The sequence below is a fragment of the Streptomyces sp. NPDC030798 genome, assembly GCF_055572275.1.
Genome location: NZ_JBVIDR010000002.1, coordinates 724,696 through 743,275 on the forward strand (window position 1 = coordinate 724,696; position 18,580 = coordinate 743,275).

Sequence of the window (18,580 nt, forward strand, 5' to 3'; positions counted from 1 at the left end):
CAACTGAACGCCGCGCCCGCCGACCAGATCCGACTCCTCGACGTCCAGGCCCTCGACGTCCGCCTGCAGCAGCTGGCGCACAAGCGGAAGTCGCTGCCCGAGCACGCCGAGATCGAGTCGCTGACCAAGGACCTGACGCAGCTGCGCGACCTGCTCGTGGCCGCGCAGACCGAGGAGAGCGACTGCGCCCGCGAGCAGACCAAGGCCGAGCAGGACGTGGACCAGGTGCGCCAGCGCGCCACCCGTGACCAGCAGCGCCTGGACTCCGGCGCCGTCACCTCGCCCAAGGACCTGTCCAACCTCCAGCACGAGATCGTCTCGCTCGCCAAGCGGCAGGGCGACCTCGAGGACGTCGTCCTGGAGGTCATGGAGCGCCGCGAGGCCGCGCAGGAGCGGGTCGGCGAGCTGACCGAGCGGGTCGCGTCGGTGCAGTCGAAGATCGACGACGCCACCGCGCGCCGGGACGCGGCCTTCGAGGAGATCGACGGCGAGGCCGCCGCGGTGACCAAGGAGCGCGAGGTCATCGCCGGCTCCGTGCCCGCGGACCTGCTCAAGCTGTACGACAAGCTGCGCGAGCAGCAGGGCGGCATCGGCGCCGCCAAGCTGTACGCCCGCACCTGCCAGGGCTGCCGCCAGGAGCTGGCGATCACCGAGCTGAACGAGATCCGCGCGGCCGCGCCGGACGCGGTGGTGCGGTGCGAGAACTGCCGCCGCATCCTGGTGCGGACGGCCGAGTCGGGTCTGTAAGGGGCTTGAGGGGTGCGGGAGTTCTTCGTCGAGGCCGACGGCGGGTCGCGGGGCAACCCGGGGCCGGCCGGATACGGGGCGGTGGTCGGTGACGCGGCCACGGGGGAGACGCTGGCGGAGACGGCCGAGTACATCGGCGTCGCCACCAACAACGTCGCCGAGTACCGCGGCCTCGTCGCGGGGCTGCGCGCGGCGCACGCGCTGGACCCGACGGCCACGGTGCACGTCCGCATGGACTCCAAGCTGGTCGTCGAGCAGATGTCCGGCCGTTGGAAGATCAAGCACCCCGACATGAAACCCCTGGCGGCCGAGGCGAGGACCGTCTTCCCGCCGGACCGCGTCACCTTCGAGTGGATCCCCCGGGAGCGCAACAAACACGCCGACCGCCTGGCCAACGAGGCGATGGACGCGGGCGCGAGGGGCGGACAGTGGTCGGCGTCCACCTCCAGGGCCGCCCTGGACACTCAGCGGGCCGAGCCCGGGCCGTCGGCGCCGCCCGGAGACGCGACTGCGGGTGCCGCGAAGGCCCGGGCGGCTCTGGCGGCAGGCCGCGATGCCGACGTGACCGCGGGCAGCCGTGCCGCCGGGGCGGCACGAGTGGGCGGTGGGGATGCCCCCGCGCGAGCGCATGCGAGCGTGGGGGAGGCACCTCGCGGCGAGCAGCGCACCGTCACCCCGGCCCCCACCGAGTCGCACCCGCCGTCCACCGCCGGCGAGCAGCGCCCCGGCTGGAGCACCGCCCCCGATCTCGGCGCCCCCGCCACCCTCGTGCTGCTCCGGCACGGCGAAACCCCTCTCACCCCCCAGAAGCGCTTCTCCGGCAGCGGCGGCACCGACCCGTCCCTCTCCGACGCCGGCCGTGAACAGGCGCACCGCGTCGCCGAAGCCCTTGCCAGGCGCGGCACGATCCAGGCCGTCGTCGCCTCCCCCCTCGCCCGCACCCGCGAGACCGCCGGCATCGTCGCCGCCCGTCTCGGCCTCGAGGTGGCGATCGAGGAGGGCCTCAGGGAGACCGACTTCGGCGCCTGGGAGGGCCTCACCTTCGGCGAGGTCCGCGAGCGCCACCCCGAGGACCTGAACGCCTGGCTCGCCGACCCGGAGGCCCACCCCACGGGCGGCGGCGAGAGCTTCGCCCAGACCGCCACCCGCGTCGAGGCCACCCGGCAGAAGCTGGTCGCGGCCTACGCGGGCCGCACGGTCCTGCTGGTCACCCACGTCACCCCCATCAAGACGTTCGTCCGCCTCGCCCTCGGCGCCCCGCCCGAGGCCCTGTTCCGCATGGAACTCTCCGCCGCCTCTCTCTCGGCGGTGGCGTACTACGCCGACGGCAACGCGAGTGTGCGGCTCTTCAACGACACGTCCCACCTGCGTCCCTGAGTCCGGCGGCACCCCGCGCCAGCTCCTCGACCCGCGCCCAGTCCCGGCCGGCCACGGCCTCCGCCGGGACCATCCAACTGCCCCCCACACAGCCGACGTTGGGCAGGGCCAGATACTCGGGCGCGGTCTCGGGACCGATCCCGCCCGTCGGGCAGAACCGGGCCTGCGGCAACGGGCCCGCCAGTGAGCGCAGATAGGCGGTGCCGCCCGCGGCCTGCGCCGGGAAGAACTTCATCTCCCGCACCCCCCGCTCCAGCAGCGCCACGACCTCCGAGGCCGTCGACACCCCTGGCAGGAACGGCACCCCCGAGCCGCGCATCGCCGCCAGCAGGGACTCCGTCCACCCGGGGCTGACCAGGAACCGCGCCCCGGCCGCCACGCACTCCCGCACCTGCCCCGGGGTGAGCACCGTGCCCGCGCCGACCACCGCGTCCGGCACCTCGCGCGCGATCGCCCGGATCGCCGCCGGCGCGGCCGGGGTCCGCAGCGTCACCTCGATCACGGGCAGCCCGCCCGCCACCAGCGCCCGCGCCAGCGGTACGGCGTCACCGGCGTCGGCCACCACCACGACGGGCACGACAGGCGCCAGATCCAGCACGGAGGAAGCCGAGGCGGCGGAGGGCACCGGGGAGGTCATGCGCTCATCGTGCCCACCGGGTTCACCACCCGCAACGACCGTTGCACAGGCTGCAATGAACCGAGGTCGTGCTCAGTGAATCTCCTCCACCAGCACGTCCAGCGCCCAGGGCCGCCCGGCCTTCCCGGGCGCCTCCGCCTCCACCGTGTATCCCAGGTCGCGCAACGCCTCCACCAGCTCGGCGGGGCCCTTCGGCGCGACCCCGGCCGACAGCAGACTGCGTACGATCCGCCCCTTGGTCGCCTTGTTGAAGTGGCTGACGACCTTCCGGGTCGGCGCGTGCAGCACCCGTACGGCCGCCGTGCGCCCGGCCACTTCACCCCTCGGCTTCCAGGCGGCCGCGTAGGCGGCGGAGCGCAGGTCCAGCACCAGGCCGTCCCCGGCCGCCTCGGGCAGCACCTCGGCCATCGGCGCCCGCCAGTGCCCGGCCAGGGCGCCCAGCCCGGGCAGCTTCACGCCCATGGAGCAGCGGTAGGACGGGATGCGGTCCGTGACGCGCACCGCGCCCCACAGCCCGGAGAACACCAGCAGCGAGCGCGCCGCGCGCCGCTTGGCGGCCGGGTCGAGGGAGGCCAGGCCGAGGGCGTCGTACAGGACACCGGTGTAGATCTCCCCGGCGGGGCGGGCGCCGGCCGTGCGCAGCCCGGCGTTCTTCGCGACCTCGCCGCGCAGTCCCTCGCTCAGCCCGAGCACCTCGCGCGCCTTCTCCTCGTCGCTCGCGCACAGCTCGACCAGCTCCTCGAGCACCGCCTCCCGCGCGCCGGTCAGCCCCGGCAGGGACAGCGACTGAAGCGCCGGCGGGGCGCCCCTGCCCGAGGCGGCCTTTCCTTCCGAGGGCGGCAGCAGGACCAGCACAGGTACTCCTTCGATCGGCTCTGCGCCAGGGTACGGGGTGCCGCGCGGGCCCCCTCGCCCTACGCTCGACTCATGCCCCGCCGCAAGATCCGCGTGACCGGCGCCCTGGAGGCACCCCTGCGCGCCGCCTTCGCCGCGCTCCGCGCCGACCTCGGCATACCGGAGGCCTTCCCGCCCGAGGTCCAGCAGGAGGCCGAGCGCGCGGCGGCCGCGCCCGACCTGCCGTTGTACGACGCCACGGACTTCCCCTTCTTCACCCTCGATCCACCGGCCTCCACCGACCTGGACCAGGCCATGCACCTGTCCCGGCTGGGCACCGGCTACCGGGTCCGCTACGCCATCGCCGACGTCGCCGCCTTCGTCGCACCCGGCGGCGCGCTGGACGCCGAGACGCACCGGCGGGTGAACACCCTCTACTTCCCCGACAAGAAGGTCCCCCTGCACCCGGCCGTGCTCAGCGAAGGCGCCGCCAGCCTGCTGCCGGGGCAGGTGCGGCCGGCCGTGCTGTGGACGGTCGACGTGGACGCGGAGGGCCGTACGGTCGCCGTCGAGGTGCACCGGGCCCGGATCCGCAGCCGGGCCAAGCTGGACTACGCGACCGTGCAACGGCAGCTCGACGGCGGCACGGCCGAGGAGCCGCTCACGCTGCTCAGAGAGATAGGCCGGGCCCTGGAGCGCCTGGAGGTGGAGCGCGGCGGCATCTCGCTCAGCGTCCCCGAGCAGGAGATAACCGAGCGCGACCACACCTACGAACTGTCCTACCGGGCCCCGCTGCCCGCCGAGGACTGGAACGCCCAGCTCTCCCTGCTCACCGGCATGGCCGCCGCCGAGCTGATGCTGGCCACCGGCACCGGCGTCCTGCGCACCCTCCCGGCCGCCCCCGACGGAGCCGTGGCCCGGCTGCGCCGTACGGCGGCCGCCCTGCACATCGACTGGCCGCACCACATGTCGTACGCGGCGCTGATCCGCACCCTCGACCCGTACGAGCCGCGCGACGCGGCCTTCCTGCAGGAGTGCACCACGCTGCTGCGCGGCGCGGGCTACACCGTCTTCCGGGACGGCCACCTGCCCGCGATCACCACCCACGCCGCGGTCGCCGCCCCCTACGCCCACTGCACGGCCCCGCTGCGCCGCCTCGCCGACCGCTACGCCGCCGAGCTCTGCCTCGCGGCCGTCGCGGGCGTGTCCCCGCCCGACTGGGTCCTCGAAACCCTCGACGCCCTGCCCCGGGAGATGACCGAGGGCGGCCACCGCGAGGGCACCGTGGAGCGCGAGTGCGTCGACATCGTCGAGGCGGCCCTGCTCAAGGACCGGGTCGGGGACGTCTTCGAGGGCCTGGTGATCGACCTCGCCGACCACCGGCCGACCGTCGGCACCGTCCAGGTGGAGTCCCCGGCGGTCATCGGCCGCATCGAGGGCCCCCACCTGCCCCTCGGCGAACGCCTCCGCGTCCGCCTCGTCCAGGCGGACCCGGGCACGGCGAAGCTCCTGTTCGCCCCCGCGTGAGCGGTCCGGCGCCTGACGCGGCTCCTGCCGCTGTGCCACGATCGAGGGAACGGTTCCCGATCTCATGGACAGGTGATCTTGGGATGTCCCAGTCTGGCGACCGACCGAAGGAGGGGCGTGACATGACTGCCGTGGCGCATGAGCCCACCACGCCGGCCGAGGGACTGCTGGACATCTTCCTGTCCCTCGACACCCCGGAGGGCTTCCGGGCCGAACTGATCGAGGGGGAGATCGTCGTGACGCCGCCGCCGGACGGGGACCATGAGGACCACATCGGCCTGATCGTGAGCCAAGTGATCAGGCGGTCCCGTACCGACATGCAGTTCTCAGGGAACAAGGGCCTGAAGCTGAGGAGCGGAGGTGGTTGCCCGAAGAACCACGTGATCCCGGACGGGACCTTCGCCCCCGCGGCCCTGCGCCTCTACCGGGGTGCCGACTCCTGGATGCCCTGCGACGGCGTCGCCATGGTCCTCGAGGTGACGTCCACCAAGCCCCTGACCGACCGGGAGGCCAAGCGCCGTTGCTACGCCCGCGCGGGCATCCCCCTCTACCTGCTCGTCGACCGTGACGAATCCTCGGTCACCCTGTTCGGCGATCCGGAGAACGACGACTACCGCGGGCACTGCACCGTCCCCTTCGGCAAGCCGCTCACGCTCCCCGAACCGTTCGCCTTCGAGCTGGAGACCGCGGACTTTCTCTGAGCCCGGCCGCGTTGCACCCTGAGGGCGGCGGAAAGGGGTGGGTCGTGGAACAGGCGCTGTGGACACGGGCTCGGCTGGGCAACGGCGGGCCCGCGCTCGATCTTCTGACGGCGAGCTTCCGCCGGCACACCTACGCCCCGCACGCCCACGACGAGTACACGATCGGCGTCTGTGTCGGCGGCTGCGAGATCATCGACTACCGCGGCGGCCACATCCGCACCGGCCCCGGCACGATCGTCGTCCTCGACCCCGGTGAGATGCACACCGGCGGCCCCGGCAACGCCACCGACGGCTACGCCTACCGTGCCCTGTACGCCGAGCCGTCCCTCCTGGCCGACGGCATCCTCGGCGGCCTCCCGCACTTCCGTGAGCCCCTGCTGGAGGACCCCGAGCTGGCCGGGGCCCTCCGCCTCGCCCACGCCGAACTCAGCGCCTGCCCCGACCCCCTGGAGGCCGAGTCCCGCCTGCCCTGGCTGCTGACGGCCCTGGCCCGCCGCCACTCCACCGCCGCCCGACCGGTCCCGGACCTGATCCCGGGCGCCGCCACGATCGCCCGCACCGTCCGCGACCGCCTGGCCGACGGACTGACCGCCCCGCCCTCGCTCACCCTCCTCGCCACCGACCTCGGCCTGTCCCGCTACCAGCTCCTGCGAGCCTTCCGTACGACGATGGGCATACCCCCCTACGCCTGGCTCGCCCAGTACCGGGTGAACCGGGCCCGCGGACTGCTGGAGGCGGGCCTGCGCCCGGCGGAGGTGGCGGGGCTGGTGGGCTTCGCCGACCAGGCGCACCTGACCCGGTGGTTCCGCCGGGTGCTGGGGGTGACGCCGGCGGCGTACCGCAACAGCGTTCAAGACACCCGCCGCTGACCGGTCCGACACTCACGGCATGACTGCACGTGGCTGGTTTCTCTTCTCCCTGATGGGAGTGGTCTGGGGCGTCCCCTATCTGCTGATCAAGGTGGCGGTGGCCGAGGTGTCCCCACCGACGCTGGTGTTCACGCGGTGTGCGCTCGGCGCGGCGCTCCTGCTTCCGTTCGCCGTGCGCCAGGGCGGTCTCACCGCCGCCGTACGCGCCCACTGGCGCCCCCTGCTGGCCTTCGCCGGCCTGGAGATCATGATCCCCTGGTTCACCCTCACCGACGCCGAACGCCATCTGTCCAGTTCGACGGCGGGCCTGCTGATCGCGGGTGTACCGATCGCGGGAGTGGTCCTGTCCCGCTGCTTCGGCCTCTTGGGCCCGTCCGGCGGGACGGAGCGGCTGGGAGCCCGCCGCGTCACCGGTCTGGCCCTGGGCCTCGCCGGCGTCACGGTCCTCACCCTGCCCCACCTCACCGGCGGCGACGCCCGCTCGCTGGCCGAGGTCCTGCTGACGGTCATCGGCTACGCCACCGCGCCGCTGATAGCCGCGCGCAGCCTGCGCAACGTCCCGTCCCTGCACCTCACGGCGGCCTGTCTGACCCTGGCCACCCTGGTGTACGCCCCGGCGGCGGTGCTCACCCGGCCGGCCTCGGTGCCGTCCCCCTCCGTCCTGGCGGCCCTGGCCGGCCTGGGCGTGATCTGCACCGCGCTGGCCTTCGTGGCCTTCCTGGAGCTGATCAAGGAGGCCGGTCCGACCCGGGCGACGGTCATCACGTACGTCAACCCGGCGGTGGCGGTGGCGGCCGGCGCCGTGTTCCTGGACGAGCCGCTGACCCTCACCGTGCTGGCCGCCTTCGCCCTGATCCTGACGGGCTCGGTGCTCGCGACGGCCGCCGCCGGTCCGCGCCGGCCCCGGCGCCCGGTACCATGGTCGACACGGCAGACGAGCCGGGCGGACGGCCGCGTGGAGTCCCCCTAGGGGGCTTCCCGAGGAACGTCCGGGCTCCACAGGGCAGGGTGGTGGCTAACGGCCACCCGGGGTGACCCGCGGGACAGTGCCACAGAAAGCAGACCGCCGGGGGCCTCGGCCCCCGGTAAGGGTGAAACGGTGGTGTAAGAGACCACCAGTGCCCAGGGTGACCTGGGCAGCTAGGTAAACCCCACCCGGAGCAAGGTCAAGAGGAAGCACCCCGGTGCTTCTGCGCGGACGATCGAGGGCTGCCCGCCCGAGTCCGCGGGTAGACCGCACGAGGCCGACGGCAACGTCGGTCCTAGATGGATGGCCGTCGCCCCGGCGTCCGCGAGGACCCCGGGGAACAGAACCCGGCGTACAGCCCGGCTCGTCCTGTCGCACCCCTCCGGCCCAGGTCAGAGGGGGTGTCCACTCTGCCGTTCGGCTCCGGGGTCGAATCGGGGTCGAATTGGGTGGGGAGACCGTTCCACGGGTCAACTCACCCTCGCGCCACGATGGTTCGCCTCGTTGCGTCGAAGAGTCTTGCACTTGCGGTGCGGTCGGTGTCAAGTCCCGCATCGACGTCATGCGGCCGCGCGGTCGACGCCGTTGGCCCGCTGCCGGGTGCCGAGCTGCGCTTGCGCGATGCCGGGTCCGCCGGCGCCGAAGAGACCGCTGAAGGTGTCCACCTTCACGCCCTGCACAGCCACAGGCGGGTGTGCGTAGGTGTCCCACGTCTCGGAGAACTCGGCGTGCCGGGAGAGCGCCTGGACCGTCTTCGGGTCGTACTTGCCATCTGCCCCCAAGCGGCTCGTGTAGAAGTGCTTGAGGTCGTGGAACCGAGTGCCTTCCGGCAACCCGGCCAGCTCGACGGCCGCGCGCCACTTGTCGTTGAAGTGGCTGCGCGACAGCGGCCGGCCGGTCCGGGTCGTGACGATCAGCCCTTCGTCAGGCGGCGGTACATAGCCGCGCTGTTTCCGCTTCTGCAGCGCCGCCTTGGAAACCGGAGCGGGACCTCTGAACTGAGACAAGTGCTCCGAAAGGCGCTCGATAAGGAAGTGGTCGACGGGCAGCGTGGCGTAACTCGCCTTGGTCTTCAGCTTCGCCTTCCTGCCCCGCTGCCGCTGCTCCTCGACGTAGAGCAGGTCATGCTCCCACACGACTGAGGTCTCCTTGAGACCAAAAGCCTCCCCCTCGCGGAGTCCAGCGCAAGCTGCGATCCATACGAGGATTTCGTAACGAGGCTCGACCTGCCGCATGGCGAGAGCCAGTCTCGCGACCTGCTCAGGGGACAGCGCAACCTTTTCCCGCTCTTCGATCTCCGGAAGCTCGATACGGGAAACGATATTCGCCGGCAGGGGCACATCCTCGTCGATCATATAGTTCACGAGGATGCGCCACGTCTTGTAAATCTGGTGGACGTAGTACGCGGACTCGATGCCGGGCTTGCCGATGAGGTGATCGACGAGCGACATGGTGTCCCGACGCTTCAGCGTCTTGGCGACGCGCGAGCCCAGGAATGGAACGATGTGGACCCGGAGATGTGTCTCGTAGGTGCCGGTCGTGTTCTCGTTCTTGTTCTTCTTTTTCTTGCGCGCGATGAACTCCTCTGCGAACGCTTTGACCTTCTGGCTTCCGATGTCCGGGTCCACCCACGTGCCGCCGCGGATGCTTACCCGCACCTCGTCCAGGTGGTCACGAGCTTCCTGCCACGTGTCGAACATCGGCCGTCGAGGCTTGCCGTTCGGGTCGGTGTAACGAGCCTGCCACTGCTGTCCCCGGCCGTGGTCGGCCGATGGGTACAGTGGATTCTTCTTTGTGCCGCACTTGCACGGTTTGTCTCCTGGCTTCGGGTACTTCTTGTGCCATCGGTCGAATGGCGCGTCGGACTCGGCCATGTGCCCCTTCCGTGTGGTGAGTACAGCTTTCCTCGGCCCGCGGTCCTACAGTTCAGCCGGCTTCGGGGGGCGTGCTAGCTCTCCCCTCTTGATGCGCTCGAAAAGGTCGTTCACCTGCCTCTCGCTGTAGCGCACCCTGCTGCCATTCCTGTTTCCTCTCCGGTTGGCACCTGGTCCGGGTTGGTAATACGGGCCAAGAGGGTAGGCGCGCAGTAGACCCCGATTAGTCCACCTGCGCCGAGTTGAAGGTGAAATACCCAGGCGGTGTTCCACCTCGCGGGGCATCATATAGCGGTCATCGAAAGCAGAAGAACCGGTTTCCAGCGCCTTTTCTTTTCTGGTCATCGAGGCACCGGAACCTGTATGTCGCGCCGAATCGGAGTCGAATATTCCGCATGCGCGTGCCCTGTCTCCAGCAAGGCCGAGCCTCCCCCAATGTGCGTGCAGCCGACCCGTGGATGACGGCGGGCGGAGCTTCGCGCGCGAGCGAAGAGCGCACCAGAGCCAGTCATCTACAGGTGTTTATGACCTACCGCCAGGTTAGCCCACGCGTCCCCTGGATGGCAGCGCGGTAAGGGGGTTATAGGCGTATTTGAGATGCTCTGTCGTAAACACTTGTTGCTAGGAGTTCCGTGGCCTGGTCCTGTTGCGGGAACGTCAGCGGTCGCACGGAGAGGCTCTGTGTGCCTCGCCGCTGGGTGCGCTCTGTTGCGGATCTCGGTGGTGACCCGTTCGCGAGTCGAGGTTTTGGAAGTGGCTGCGCGGCAGGTCGTCGGTGCACAACGTGCGGTCAATGCGCCGGAGCTGTAGACAGGGCTTATGGTGCTCCGACCGCCGGTGGAACCGATGCTGGCGCAGGCTCGCGACCAGCTTCCCCCGCCCGGAGCGTTGCCTGGAGGGCTGATCTTCCAACCGAAACTGGACGGCTATCGTGCCCTCCTGTTCACCCCGAAGCCTCGACCGGGTCCAGTCCTGCTCCAGTCGCGTAGAGGCGCCCTGGTGCAGAGCCGGTTCCCTGACCTGGTCCTTGCGGCTACGCGCCTCCCCGACGGCCTGGTTCTCGATGGGGAGCTTCTGGTGTGGGAGGGGCGACAGCTCTCATTTGAGGCATTGCAACGTCGCGCGGCGTCCGGCGGACGGACGGCTGCGCGGTTGGCTGAGGTGCTGTCCGCCCACTTCGTCGCTTTCGACATTCTTCAGGTCGAGGGACAAGAGTTGCTCCAGGAACCGTACGAACGTCGACGCGCGAAGTTGGAGGAGTTGTTCACCGAGTACGCGCTCGCGCCGCCTTGGACGCTTTGCCCTGAAACCGACGACGTCCGGGCGGCGCAGGACTGGCTGACCTCCTGGACGGAGGTTCCTGGCGTCGAAGGGCTGGTGATCCGCGGGCGGGAGCAGCGGTACATCCCCGGCGCCCGAGGCTGGTACAAGATCCGCCGACGGGACACGACGGAGGGCATCGTGGGGGCGATCACCGGCACGCTCCGCCGACCGCAGAGTCTTCTGCTGGGCCGCTACGACCGCGATGGGGTGCTGAGGCCGGTCGCGCGTAGTACCCAGCTGCATCCCGACCGTGCCCGGCGCTTCGCCGGCCTGCTAACTCAAGCGGGGACGAGCCATCCCTGGGCAGGCGTACGGTTCACCACGTCGTGGGGATCCCGGACCCCGCTGGAGGTCGTACTCGTGGCGCCAGAGCTGGTCGCCGAGATCGATGTGGACCGTGCACAGGACCGAGGAGTTTGGCGTCACCCGGCCCGGTTCGTCCGCCTTCGCGAGGACATGGCGCCCGAAGACGTCGCGGCGTTCGGTGAGGGCGTGGTGCCGGCCGCTGGTTGATTTCGGCCAATCAGCCGGATGTGTTCTTGGTGGTTTCAGCCGCCCGGCAGGCCCGGCAGATGACTTGAGAGTCGCGGCCGTATCTGCGAGTCAACCCTTGGCACCTCGGGCAGTATCCGACCTCGTCAGGCGAGCAGCCCAGCATGGCTGCAGCGGTTGCCCGGTCTGTGTTGGGGTCGATGCGTTTTGGCATCCCAGTCACATGTCGAATGTACGTCCGGGCCTTCGGCTGTTCACGCCAGGATTCCTCAGCCCGGGACCCGAGGGCCTGGCCGCCGGGCCGTGTCATGGGCGCTACTGAGTGCGGCCAAGGCCCTCGGAGCGGCCGGAGAGGCTGGCGTACTTGGGCGAGGGAGGCCAGGCATCGCGAGTGCCAGCGACAGCTCGGCGCTCTCACAGTGCGCTTCTCTTGGCTGTCGGTCGTGCGGTGGTTAGAGAACGCCGTCGCTGTCGCTCGTATCCGTGCGGCCAGCATGCACACGATAATTGGACTTTTTATCCCAAAGCGGGTCTTGCTGTCTCAAGGGTGTCGGCCCTGTCAGTGGCACCCTCTACATTTTCGTGAGTGGACCAGCACCGTCACTGGTCAGCATCTCAGCGGGTGCCCGCTCATCCGTGCCAGGAAGGACAACTCAAGTGGTCGACCTAAAGAAGGACGTCTGGGCCATCGCCGACACCCTGCGCGGCGTCTACGCCCGCAACAAGGCGGGTGACGTCATCCTGCCCATGACGATCCTGCGTCGCCTGGAGTGCGTCATGGCACCCCACCGCGCCCAGGTGGCCGCGATCATCGCCCAGCAGCCGAACGAGACGTTGCGCGTGAAGATGATCAAGTCCTTCACCGGCGGTGTGAAGTTCTACAACACGACGAAGCACACCCTGGCCTCGGTGTACGACTCCGGCGACGACATGGCCGACAACCTGCTGGAGTACGTACACGGCTTCAGCAAGGACATCGACGTCTTCACGTACTTCCACCTGCCCGAGCACATCGAGCGGATGAGGAAGGGCGGCATCCTCGCCACGATCGTCCGCCAGTTCCGCGACCTCGACCTGTCCCCCGAGGCCGTGCCGAACTCCAAGATGGGCGAGCTGTTCGAGCACCTCATCTATATGGACTTCGAGTCGTCCAACGCTGAGTCCGGTGACCACTACACCCCCCGCGACGCGATCAACTTGCTGGTCGACTTGCTGTTCGCAGAGGACGACAAGGGCCTGTCTGGCGAAGCCATCCGCAGCATCTACGACCCCACTGTTGGCACCGGCGGCATGCTCAGCGTGGCAGAGGAGCACCTGCACCGCATGAATCCGGATGCCGAGCTCCTCCTGTACGGGCAGGAGCTGCGTCCGGAGTCCTATGCCATGTGCCGCTCCGACATGCTCGCCAAGGGTCAGAGCACGCAGAACATCGTGCTGGGCAATACCCTGACCAAGGACCTGTTCCCGGACGATACGTTCAATTACATCCTCTCCAACCCGCCCTACGGCGTGGACTGGAAGAACATCGCCGAGCACGTGGAGAGGGAGCACAAGAAGGGCTTCAGCGGTCGCTTCGGGGCGGGCTTGCCCCCGACCTCCGACGGCGCGCTGCTGTTCGTCCAGCACGCCATCGCCAAGATGAACCCCGCTGACAGCCAGGACGGCGGCGCCCGCGCCGGCATCGTCCTGAACGGCTCCCCGCTGTTCTCCGGCGGCGCCGGGAGCGGCTCCAGCAACATCCGAGGGTGGCTGTTGGAGAACGACTTGATCGAAGCCATCGTCGCGCTGCCGAGCGACATGTTCTACAACACTGGCATTCCCACGTACCTGTGGATCTTCGACAACAACAAGCGCCCCGAGCGCAAGGGCAAGGTGCAGCTCATCGACGCCACCGCCCTGGGCGCCAAGATGGACAAGTCCGTGGGCTCCAAGCGCGTTAAGATCAACGACGCCGCCCGTGAGCGCGTGCTCCAGCAGTACGCGGACATGGAGTCCTCCGACACGTCCAAGATCTTCGACAACCTCGACTTCGCCTTCTGGCAGATCACCGTCGAGCGGCCTATGCGGCGGAACTTCGAGACCACACCTGAACGGGTCGCCCTCGTCGCTGAGCACAAGACCCTAGGCAACGTCGACGGCCTCATCGACGCCCTGAACTGCTTCAACGGGGGCCAGTACCTCAACCGCGAAGAGTTCCTCAACGACCTGGGCAAGCACCTCGGTTCCCGCGGCATCAGCTTGACCTCCGCGCAGCGCAAGGCCCTGTGGCAGACCCTCGGCGAGCGCGACGAGAACGGCGACATCTGCCGTTTCCAGTCTGGCAAGAACAAGGGGGAGCCGGAGCCCGACGTTCCACTCCGCGATACCGAGATCGTCCCCTTCGGCTGGAATGGGCACCCCAAGAGGCACGACGCCAAGGACGCCACCATCAAGGCGTACTTCGACGCGGAGGTCAAGCCGCACATCGAGGACGCCTGGATCGACCACACCAAGACCAAGGTGGGCTACGAGATCCCCTTCACCCTCCACTTCTACAAGTACGTGCCCCCGCGCACCCTCGCTGAGATCGACGCCGCCCTCGACGAGTCCCTGCAGGAGATCCTCGGCCTGCTGCACAAGGTGGAGGCAAGCAAGTGAGCACCCCTCTTCCCTGGGGAGATACCCAGCTGCCGTGGACGATCGGTAAGGTCAAGCACCTGGGGAGCGTCACTCTGGGCAAGATGCTCCAGGCAAAAGACACAGGCCAAGATGTCCTTGCTCCGTACATGAGGGCGGCCAACGTCCAGCCTGACGGCGTCCTTGCTCTGGACGACGTGAAGGAAATGTGGTTCTCACCTTCTGAGTTGGACGACCTCACCCTTCGGCAGGGTGACGTGGTCGTGGTCGAGGGCGGGCAGGGGGGCTTCGGGCGTGCCGCGTACGTCGGTGAAGACCTCGACGGCTGGGGGTTCCAGAACTCGATCAACCGTGTCCGGTCGAAAACTGGTAATGATGGGCGATTCCTTGCGTACTATCTGATCGCCCTGCGCGCCACCGGGTACCTGCGGAGGTACTGCAACGTCGTTTCCATGCCGCACCTGACGGCCGAGAAGCTGGCGGCCATTCCCCTCCCGCTTCCCTCCAGTCTTGAGCAACGGGCCATTGCTGATCACTTGGATCGCGAGATCGCAGAGATCGACAGGCTCATTGCCGCGCTGGAGCGGTTCATTGGACGGCTACAGGAACGACGTCAAGCTGTCGTGGAGCATGAGCTTGCGGAGGTCGTGCCGGCGGCGCCCGGTACACGGCTGAAGCACCTGGTGCGGTCCGTTCGACAGGGGTGGAGCCCGCAGTGCTTTCCTTGGCCTGCAGATGGAGTCGAGACCTGGGCAGTCCTGAAAGCCGGGGCGGCCAACCGCGGGGTCTTCCGCCCGGAAGAGAACAAAGAACTTCCCGAAGACCTGGAGCCGCGTCCATCGACCGTGGTGCGGCGCGGCGATCTCTTGGTCTCCCGAGCCAACACCCGTGACCTTGTCGGTAGCGCGGCAGTGGTGTCCGGAGATTACCCACGGCTCATGCTGAGCGACAAGCTCTACGCTCTCGCGCTCGACGAGTCCAAGGCCGTGCCCCGGTATGTCGCCCACCTGATGGCCAGCCGCCGAGTCAGGGATTTGATCGAGATGGCCGCGTCTGGCGCGAGCTCTTCGATGCTGAACATCAGCAGGGACGACATCGTGAACCTTCCGATGAACGTTCCTGACCTCGCTGAACAGCATCTCATCCTCAAGCACCTCGATGAGGAAACAGCGGAGATCGACAATCTGATCACGAAGACGCAGCGGCATATCGAGCTCGTCAGGGAGCGCCGTAGGGCGCTCATCACTGCGGCCGTGACCGGCCAGATCGACATCTCCGAGGAGGCCTGAGCCGTGGTGGACCTGACGTACGAGTCGGAGTTCGAGCAGCGCATCTGCGAATACCTGGCCGCCCATGGATGGGAGTACTCCGCGAACGGGGAGGGGTACGACGCCGAACGTGCCCTGTACCCAGAGGACGTATTCGATTGGTTCAAGGACCTGGACCCACAGGCATGGAAGCGCAGCATCGGTTCCGGCCCGCGGGCAGACTCAGCGAAGGAGGCTCTGCTCGACCTGATCGTGCAGCTACGCTCCACCCCGCTGGACAACAGGGGCGGTGGCCCAGGCGGGACCCTGCAGTTGCTGCGCTCGAACGTCCCCGTGGGGCTGCGCGACGAGATGAAGATGGTCCAGTGGCGCCCGGCGGACCCGACGAATGCCACCCGCATGGCCGCCTACGACAAGGTGCGCCTGCGGATCATGCGGCAGGTGTACTACTCGCGGCAAAAGCCTCACGACAGCATCGATCTGGTCGCCTTCATCAACGGCATCCCGGTGGCCACATTCGAACTGAAGACGAACTTCAAGCAGTCCATCGACGCTGCGGTGAAGCAGTACGCCCAGGACCGCAAGCCCAAGGGAGAGCCGCTGCTGGCATTCGGTACCGGGGCGCTGGTGCACTTCGTGGTCACCGAGTCCGAGGTCCGCATGACCACTCATCTCGACGGTGAGAACACCTACTTCCTGCCGTTCAACCAGGGCAACAACGGCGGCGCGGGCAACCCGGTCAACGAGCATGGGCCGGCCACCGCGTACCTGTGGGAGCAGGTCATGGCCCGCGACACGTGGCTGGATATCTTCGGGTCCATGCTGTTCGTGGACGTCAAGACCAGCACGAACGCGATTACGCGTGAGCGCAAGACCTCCACCAACGTCATATTCCCGCGCTTCCACCAGTGGCAGGCCGTCTCGCGGATGGTCGAGCAGGTCAAAGCGGAGAGCGTGGGGGGACGGTTCCTGATCCAGCACTCAGCGGGGTCTGGCAAGACGAACACGATCGGATGGACTGCACATCGCCTGTCGAACCTGCACGACCACACCGGGCGCAAGGTCTTCGACACGGTCGTGGTGATCACCGACCGCACGGTGCTGGACGATCAGATGCAGCGCGCGGTTCTTCAGATCGAGGGCAAGCCGGACTATGTCTATAACGTCGACAAGCGGGCCCGCACCGACCAGGGCTCCAAGTCACGTGCGCTGCTCAAGGCCTTGCAGGACCGTCGCCGCATCGTGGTGGTGACCATCCAGACCTTCCCGGCCGTGTTGAAGCTCCTATCGCAGGACGACTCGCTGGCCGGGCACCGGTTCGCGGTCATCGCGGACGAGGCGCACTCCTCGCAGGCCGGCGCCACGGCGAAGAAGGTGCGTCAGGTACTGCGCGCCGGCGGTCAGGAAGTCGACGAGGGCACGGAGGTCGACGCCGAGGACACGATCAACGCGTTTGCCGACGCCCCGACCCCGAACGTGTCGTTCTTCGCGTTCACCGCGACCCCGAAGCCCAAGACGATCGAACTGTTCGGGCGCCGCGAGACGCCCGACGCGAAGCCTTCCGCGTTCGACGTGTACTCGATGAAGCAGGCCATCCAGGAGGGGTTCATCCTGGACGTCCTGCCGCGCTACCAGAACTATGGGACTATCTATCAGATCGCTGAGGCGATCAAGAAGAATGGTGTCAACGTCTCGGCTGACGACGAAGACAACCTGGTCGAGAAGGCCGCGGCAGCAAAGGCCCTTAAGAGGTTCGTACGCCTGCACCCGACGAACATCGCCCAGAAGGTTGAGATCATCGTCGAGCACTTCCGTGCCAACGTGGCCAACCTGCTCGGCGGCCACGCCAAGGCCATGATCGTGACCTCGGAACGCAAGCACGCGCTCCGGTACAAGCTGGCGATCGACAAGTACATCAAGTCCAAGGGATACGACATCGGTACCTTGGTCGCGTTCTCCGGCACCCTGGACGACCCGGAGTCCGGCATCCACGACGAGGTCTCCGAAGCCAAGATGAACCCGGGAGCCGGCCCAGACCTGGCCGAGGCGTTCGCCGAGCCGAACTACCGCGTCATGATAGCCGCGGACAAATTCCAGACCGGGTTCGATCAGCCTCTGCTGTGCGCGATGTACGTCGACAAGCGCCTGGACAACATCCAGGCGGTGCAGACCCTCTCGCGCCTCAACCGCACCTTCCGATCAGGCAACCTGGTCAAGGACCGCGTCTTCATCCTGGACTTCGTCAATGATCCCAAGGACATCCAGGCGGAGTTCGCGAAGTATTACGAAGAAGCCGAGATCGAGACCGAGACCAACCCGAACCAGCTGCACGTGCTGGCGATGGGGCTGCGAACCTTCGGCATCTTCGACACCCAGGACGTGGCCCAGTTTGTCCAAGGTGCCCAGGACGGTGACCGCAATGCGATCACCGCAGCGATGAGCCGGGCCCAGGACCGGTTCGCCCAGGCGTGGGACCAGGCCCAGCACAACGAGGACACTCAGGCCGTGGAGCGGCTGGTGCAGTTCCGGAAGAACGTCTCCTCGTTCGTGCGACTGTACGACTTCCTGTCCCAGGTATACGACTACTCCGGCTCCCCGTTGGAAGACCTGTGCGCGTTCTGTCGTGAACTTGCTCAGTGGATCAAGGCTGAGCACACGCATGACGAGGTCGACATCTCCAGCGCTCGGTTGGTCGCGATCGAGCAGAAGGACAAGGGCATCACGAATGCCTCGGTTACCGAGAAGGGCGACAAGCTAAGCGGGCCGAGCGCGGTGGGCACGGCCAAGGTGAAGGATCCCAAGCTGGTCCCGCTCTTGGAGGTCATCGACACCCTCAACAGCCTGTTCGACGACCTCTCGGAGTCCGCCGTCGCCGGGCTGATGGCGCTTGTCATCGAAGCGGCCAAGTCGGATGAGGTGCTGAGGTCGCGGGCACTGGAAAACAGCCTGGAGAACTTCCTCAAGTCGGAGAAGGTCCGTGACCGCATCCTCGACACTCTGCTCGCTGCCCCCGGGGAGCTGGGGAAGGTAGTGGCCGAGGTCGTCGGCGACGGCAAGGGTCTGGACAGCATCATTGCTGGCGCCTTCCACGGAGTGCGTCTGGACGCCGAGCAGGAAGCCAGGTGATGGAAGGTTGGGGGTGGTGCACTCCTGGACCAAAACGATCAGCGGGACGTGTTCTTGGAGTTCGACGTGCTGACGAAAGCCCAGTCGCGTCTCTCGTAGCGCCTCACTGTGCAGCTCGGTGGCCGCTGGCTGGCAGCGCACCGTCTGCGCGTTGCCAGCTCGAACCGATCGTCCACGGGAGTGTAGGTGCGCAGACCCGGTTCTCCGAAGGCCTCGGAGGAG

Annotated in this window: 12 protein-coding genes, 1 other RNA gene and 1 pseudogene; 11 read left to right on the plus strand and 3 right to left on the minus strand. The window is 68.1% G+C overall.

The annotated features are described in order from the left end of the window. Window positions 1–63: 63 nt before the first annotated feature. Together ACZ404_RS07780 and ACZ404_RS07785 are read left to right on the plus strand one after the other, a co-directional pair. On the plus strand, window positions 64–747 hold the full coding sequence (locus ACZ404_RS07780; protein WP_468437192.1) for a zinc ribbon domain-containing protein: 684 nt from the start codon (window positions 64–66) through the stop codon (window positions 745–747). Window positions 748–759: 12 nt separating this feature from the next. Further along, window positions 760–2,124, plus strand: a complete 1,365-nt coding sequence (locus ACZ404_RS07785) for a bifunctional RNase H/acid phosphatase (RefSeq protein ID WP_468436964.1) — start codon at window positions 760–762, stop codon at window positions 2,122–2,124. Here the strand turns inward: ACZ404_RS07785 and eda are convergent. Together eda and yaaA are read right to left on the minus strand one after the other, a co-directional pair. Next, entirely contained in the window at window positions 2,096–2,761 is a 666-nt protein-coding gene (gene eda / locus ACZ404_RS07790; RefSeq protein WP_468436966.1) for a bifunctional 4-hydroxy-2-oxoglutarate aldolase/2-dehydro-3-deoxy-phosphogluconate aldolase, read from the minus strand. The two genes, ACZ404_RS07785 and eda, sit on opposite strands and share 29 nt — an antisense overlap. Before the next feature lie 72 nt (window positions 2,762–2,833). Continuing rightward, window positions 2,834–3,616 carry a peroxide stress protein YaaA gene (yaaA, locus tag ACZ404_RS07795; RefSeq protein WP_468436968.1) on the minus strand — a complete coding sequence of 261 codons (783 nt, stop codon included), beginning with the start codon at window positions 3,614–3,616 and terminating at the stop codon, window positions 2,834–2,836. A 72-nt stretch (window positions 3,617–3,688) separates the two neighbouring features. On the opposite strand from yaaA, the gene ACZ404_RS07800 reads away from it, so the two are divergent. The 5 genes and pseudogenes from ACZ404_RS07800 to rnpB all read left to right on the plus strand — a co-directional run bounded on the left by ACZ404_RS07800 (window position 3,689) and on the right by rnpB (window position 8,030). Continuing rightward, window positions 3,689–5,122, plus strand: coding sequence for an RNB domain-containing ribonuclease (locus tag ACZ404_RS07800; protein WP_468436970.1), 1,434 nt, complete (start codon window positions 3,689–3,691; stop codon window positions 5,120–5,122). A gap of 122 nt (window positions 5,123–5,244) precedes the next feature. Then, on the plus strand, window positions 5,245–5,823 hold the full coding sequence (locus ACZ404_RS07805; RefSeq protein WP_468436971.1) for a Uma2 family endonuclease: 579 nt from the start codon (window positions 5,245–5,247) through the stop codon (window positions 5,821–5,823). A gap of 44 nt (window positions 5,824–5,867) precedes the next feature. Then, on the plus strand, window positions 5,868–6,692 hold the full coding sequence (locus ACZ404_RS07810; protein ID WP_468436973.1) for an AraC family transcriptional regulator: 825 nt from the start codon (window positions 5,868–5,870) through the stop codon (window positions 6,690–6,692). 52 nt (window positions 6,693–6,744) lie between these two features. Continuing rightward, window positions 6,745–7,509, plus strand: a pseudogene (locus ACZ404_RS07815) (DMT family transporter); the annotation flags it as partial. A 118-nt stretch (window positions 7,510–7,627) separates the two neighbouring features. Beyond that, window positions 7,628–8,030, plus strand: an RNA gene (rnpB, locus tag ACZ404_RS07820) — RNase P RNA component class A. 189 nt (window positions 8,031–8,219) lie between these two features. On the opposite strand, the gene ACZ404_RS07825 is transcribed toward rnpB, so the two are convergent. Then, the gene (locus ACZ404_RS07825) at window positions 8,220–9,533 is read right to left on the minus strand and encodes a tyrosine-type recombinase/integrase (protein WP_468436975.1); all 1,314 of its coding nucleotides are present in this window, start codon (window positions 9,531–9,533) and stop codon (window positions 8,220–8,222) included. Between the two features lie 846 nt (window positions 9,534–10,379). Here ACZ404_RS07825 and ACZ404_RS07830 point away from each other — a divergent pair. The 4 genes from ACZ404_RS07830 to ACZ404_RS07845 all read left to right on the plus strand — a co-directional run bounded on the left by ACZ404_RS07830 (window position 10,380) and on the right by ACZ404_RS07845 (window position 18,358). Further along, window positions 10,380–11,369 carry an ATP-dependent DNA ligase gene (locus ACZ404_RS07830; RefSeq protein WP_468437194.1) on the plus strand — a complete coding sequence of 330 codons (990 nt, stop codon included), beginning with the start codon at window positions 10,380–10,382 and terminating at the stop codon, window positions 11,367–11,369. A 636-nt stretch (window positions 11,370–12,005) separates the two neighbouring features. Continuing rightward, the gene (locus tag ACZ404_RS07835; protein ID WP_468436977.1) at window positions 12,006–13,985 is read left to right on the plus strand and encodes a type I restriction-modification system subunit M; all 1,980 of its coding nucleotides are present in this window, start codon (window positions 12,006–12,008) and stop codon (window positions 13,983–13,985) included. After that, window positions 13,982–15,253 carry a restriction endonuclease subunit S gene (locus ACZ404_RS07840; protein WP_468436979.1) on the plus strand — a complete coding sequence of 424 codons (1,272 nt, stop codon included), beginning with the start codon at window positions 13,982–13,984 and terminating at the stop codon, window positions 15,251–15,253. Before ACZ404_RS07835 ends, ACZ404_RS07840 begins: the two co-directional genes overlap by 4 nt. Before the next feature lie 3 nt (window positions 15,254–15,256). Beyond that, window positions 15,257–18,358, plus strand: a complete 3,102-nt coding sequence (locus tag ACZ404_RS07845) for a type I restriction endonuclease subunit R (protein ID WP_468436981.1) — start codon at window positions 15,257–15,259, stop codon at window positions 18,356–18,358. Window positions 18,359–18,580 lie beyond the last annotated feature (222 nt).

Bases quoted from the DNA above. Each gene is read 5' to 3' on its own strand.
- eda (WP_468436966.1), bottom strand. From the start codon at position 2,761: ATGACCTCCCCGGTGCCCTCCGCCGCCTCGGCTTCCTCCGTGCTGGAT.
- ACZ404_RS07800 (WP_468436970.1), top strand. From the start codon at position 3,689: ATGCCCCGCCGCAAGATCCGCGTGACCGGCGCCCTGGAGGCACCCCTG.
- ACZ404_RS07805 (WP_468436971.1), top strand. From the start codon at position 5,245: ATGACTGCCGTGGCGCATGAGCCCACCACGCCGGCCGAGGGACTGCTG.
- ACZ404_RS07825 (WP_468436975.1), bottom strand. From the start codon at position 9,533: ATGGCCGAGTCCGACGCGCCATTCGACCGATGGCACAAGAAGTACCCG.
- ACZ404_RS07830 (WP_468437194.1), top strand. From the start codon at position 10,380: ATGCTGGCGCAGGCTCGCGACCAGCTTCCCCCGCCCGGAGCGTTGCCT.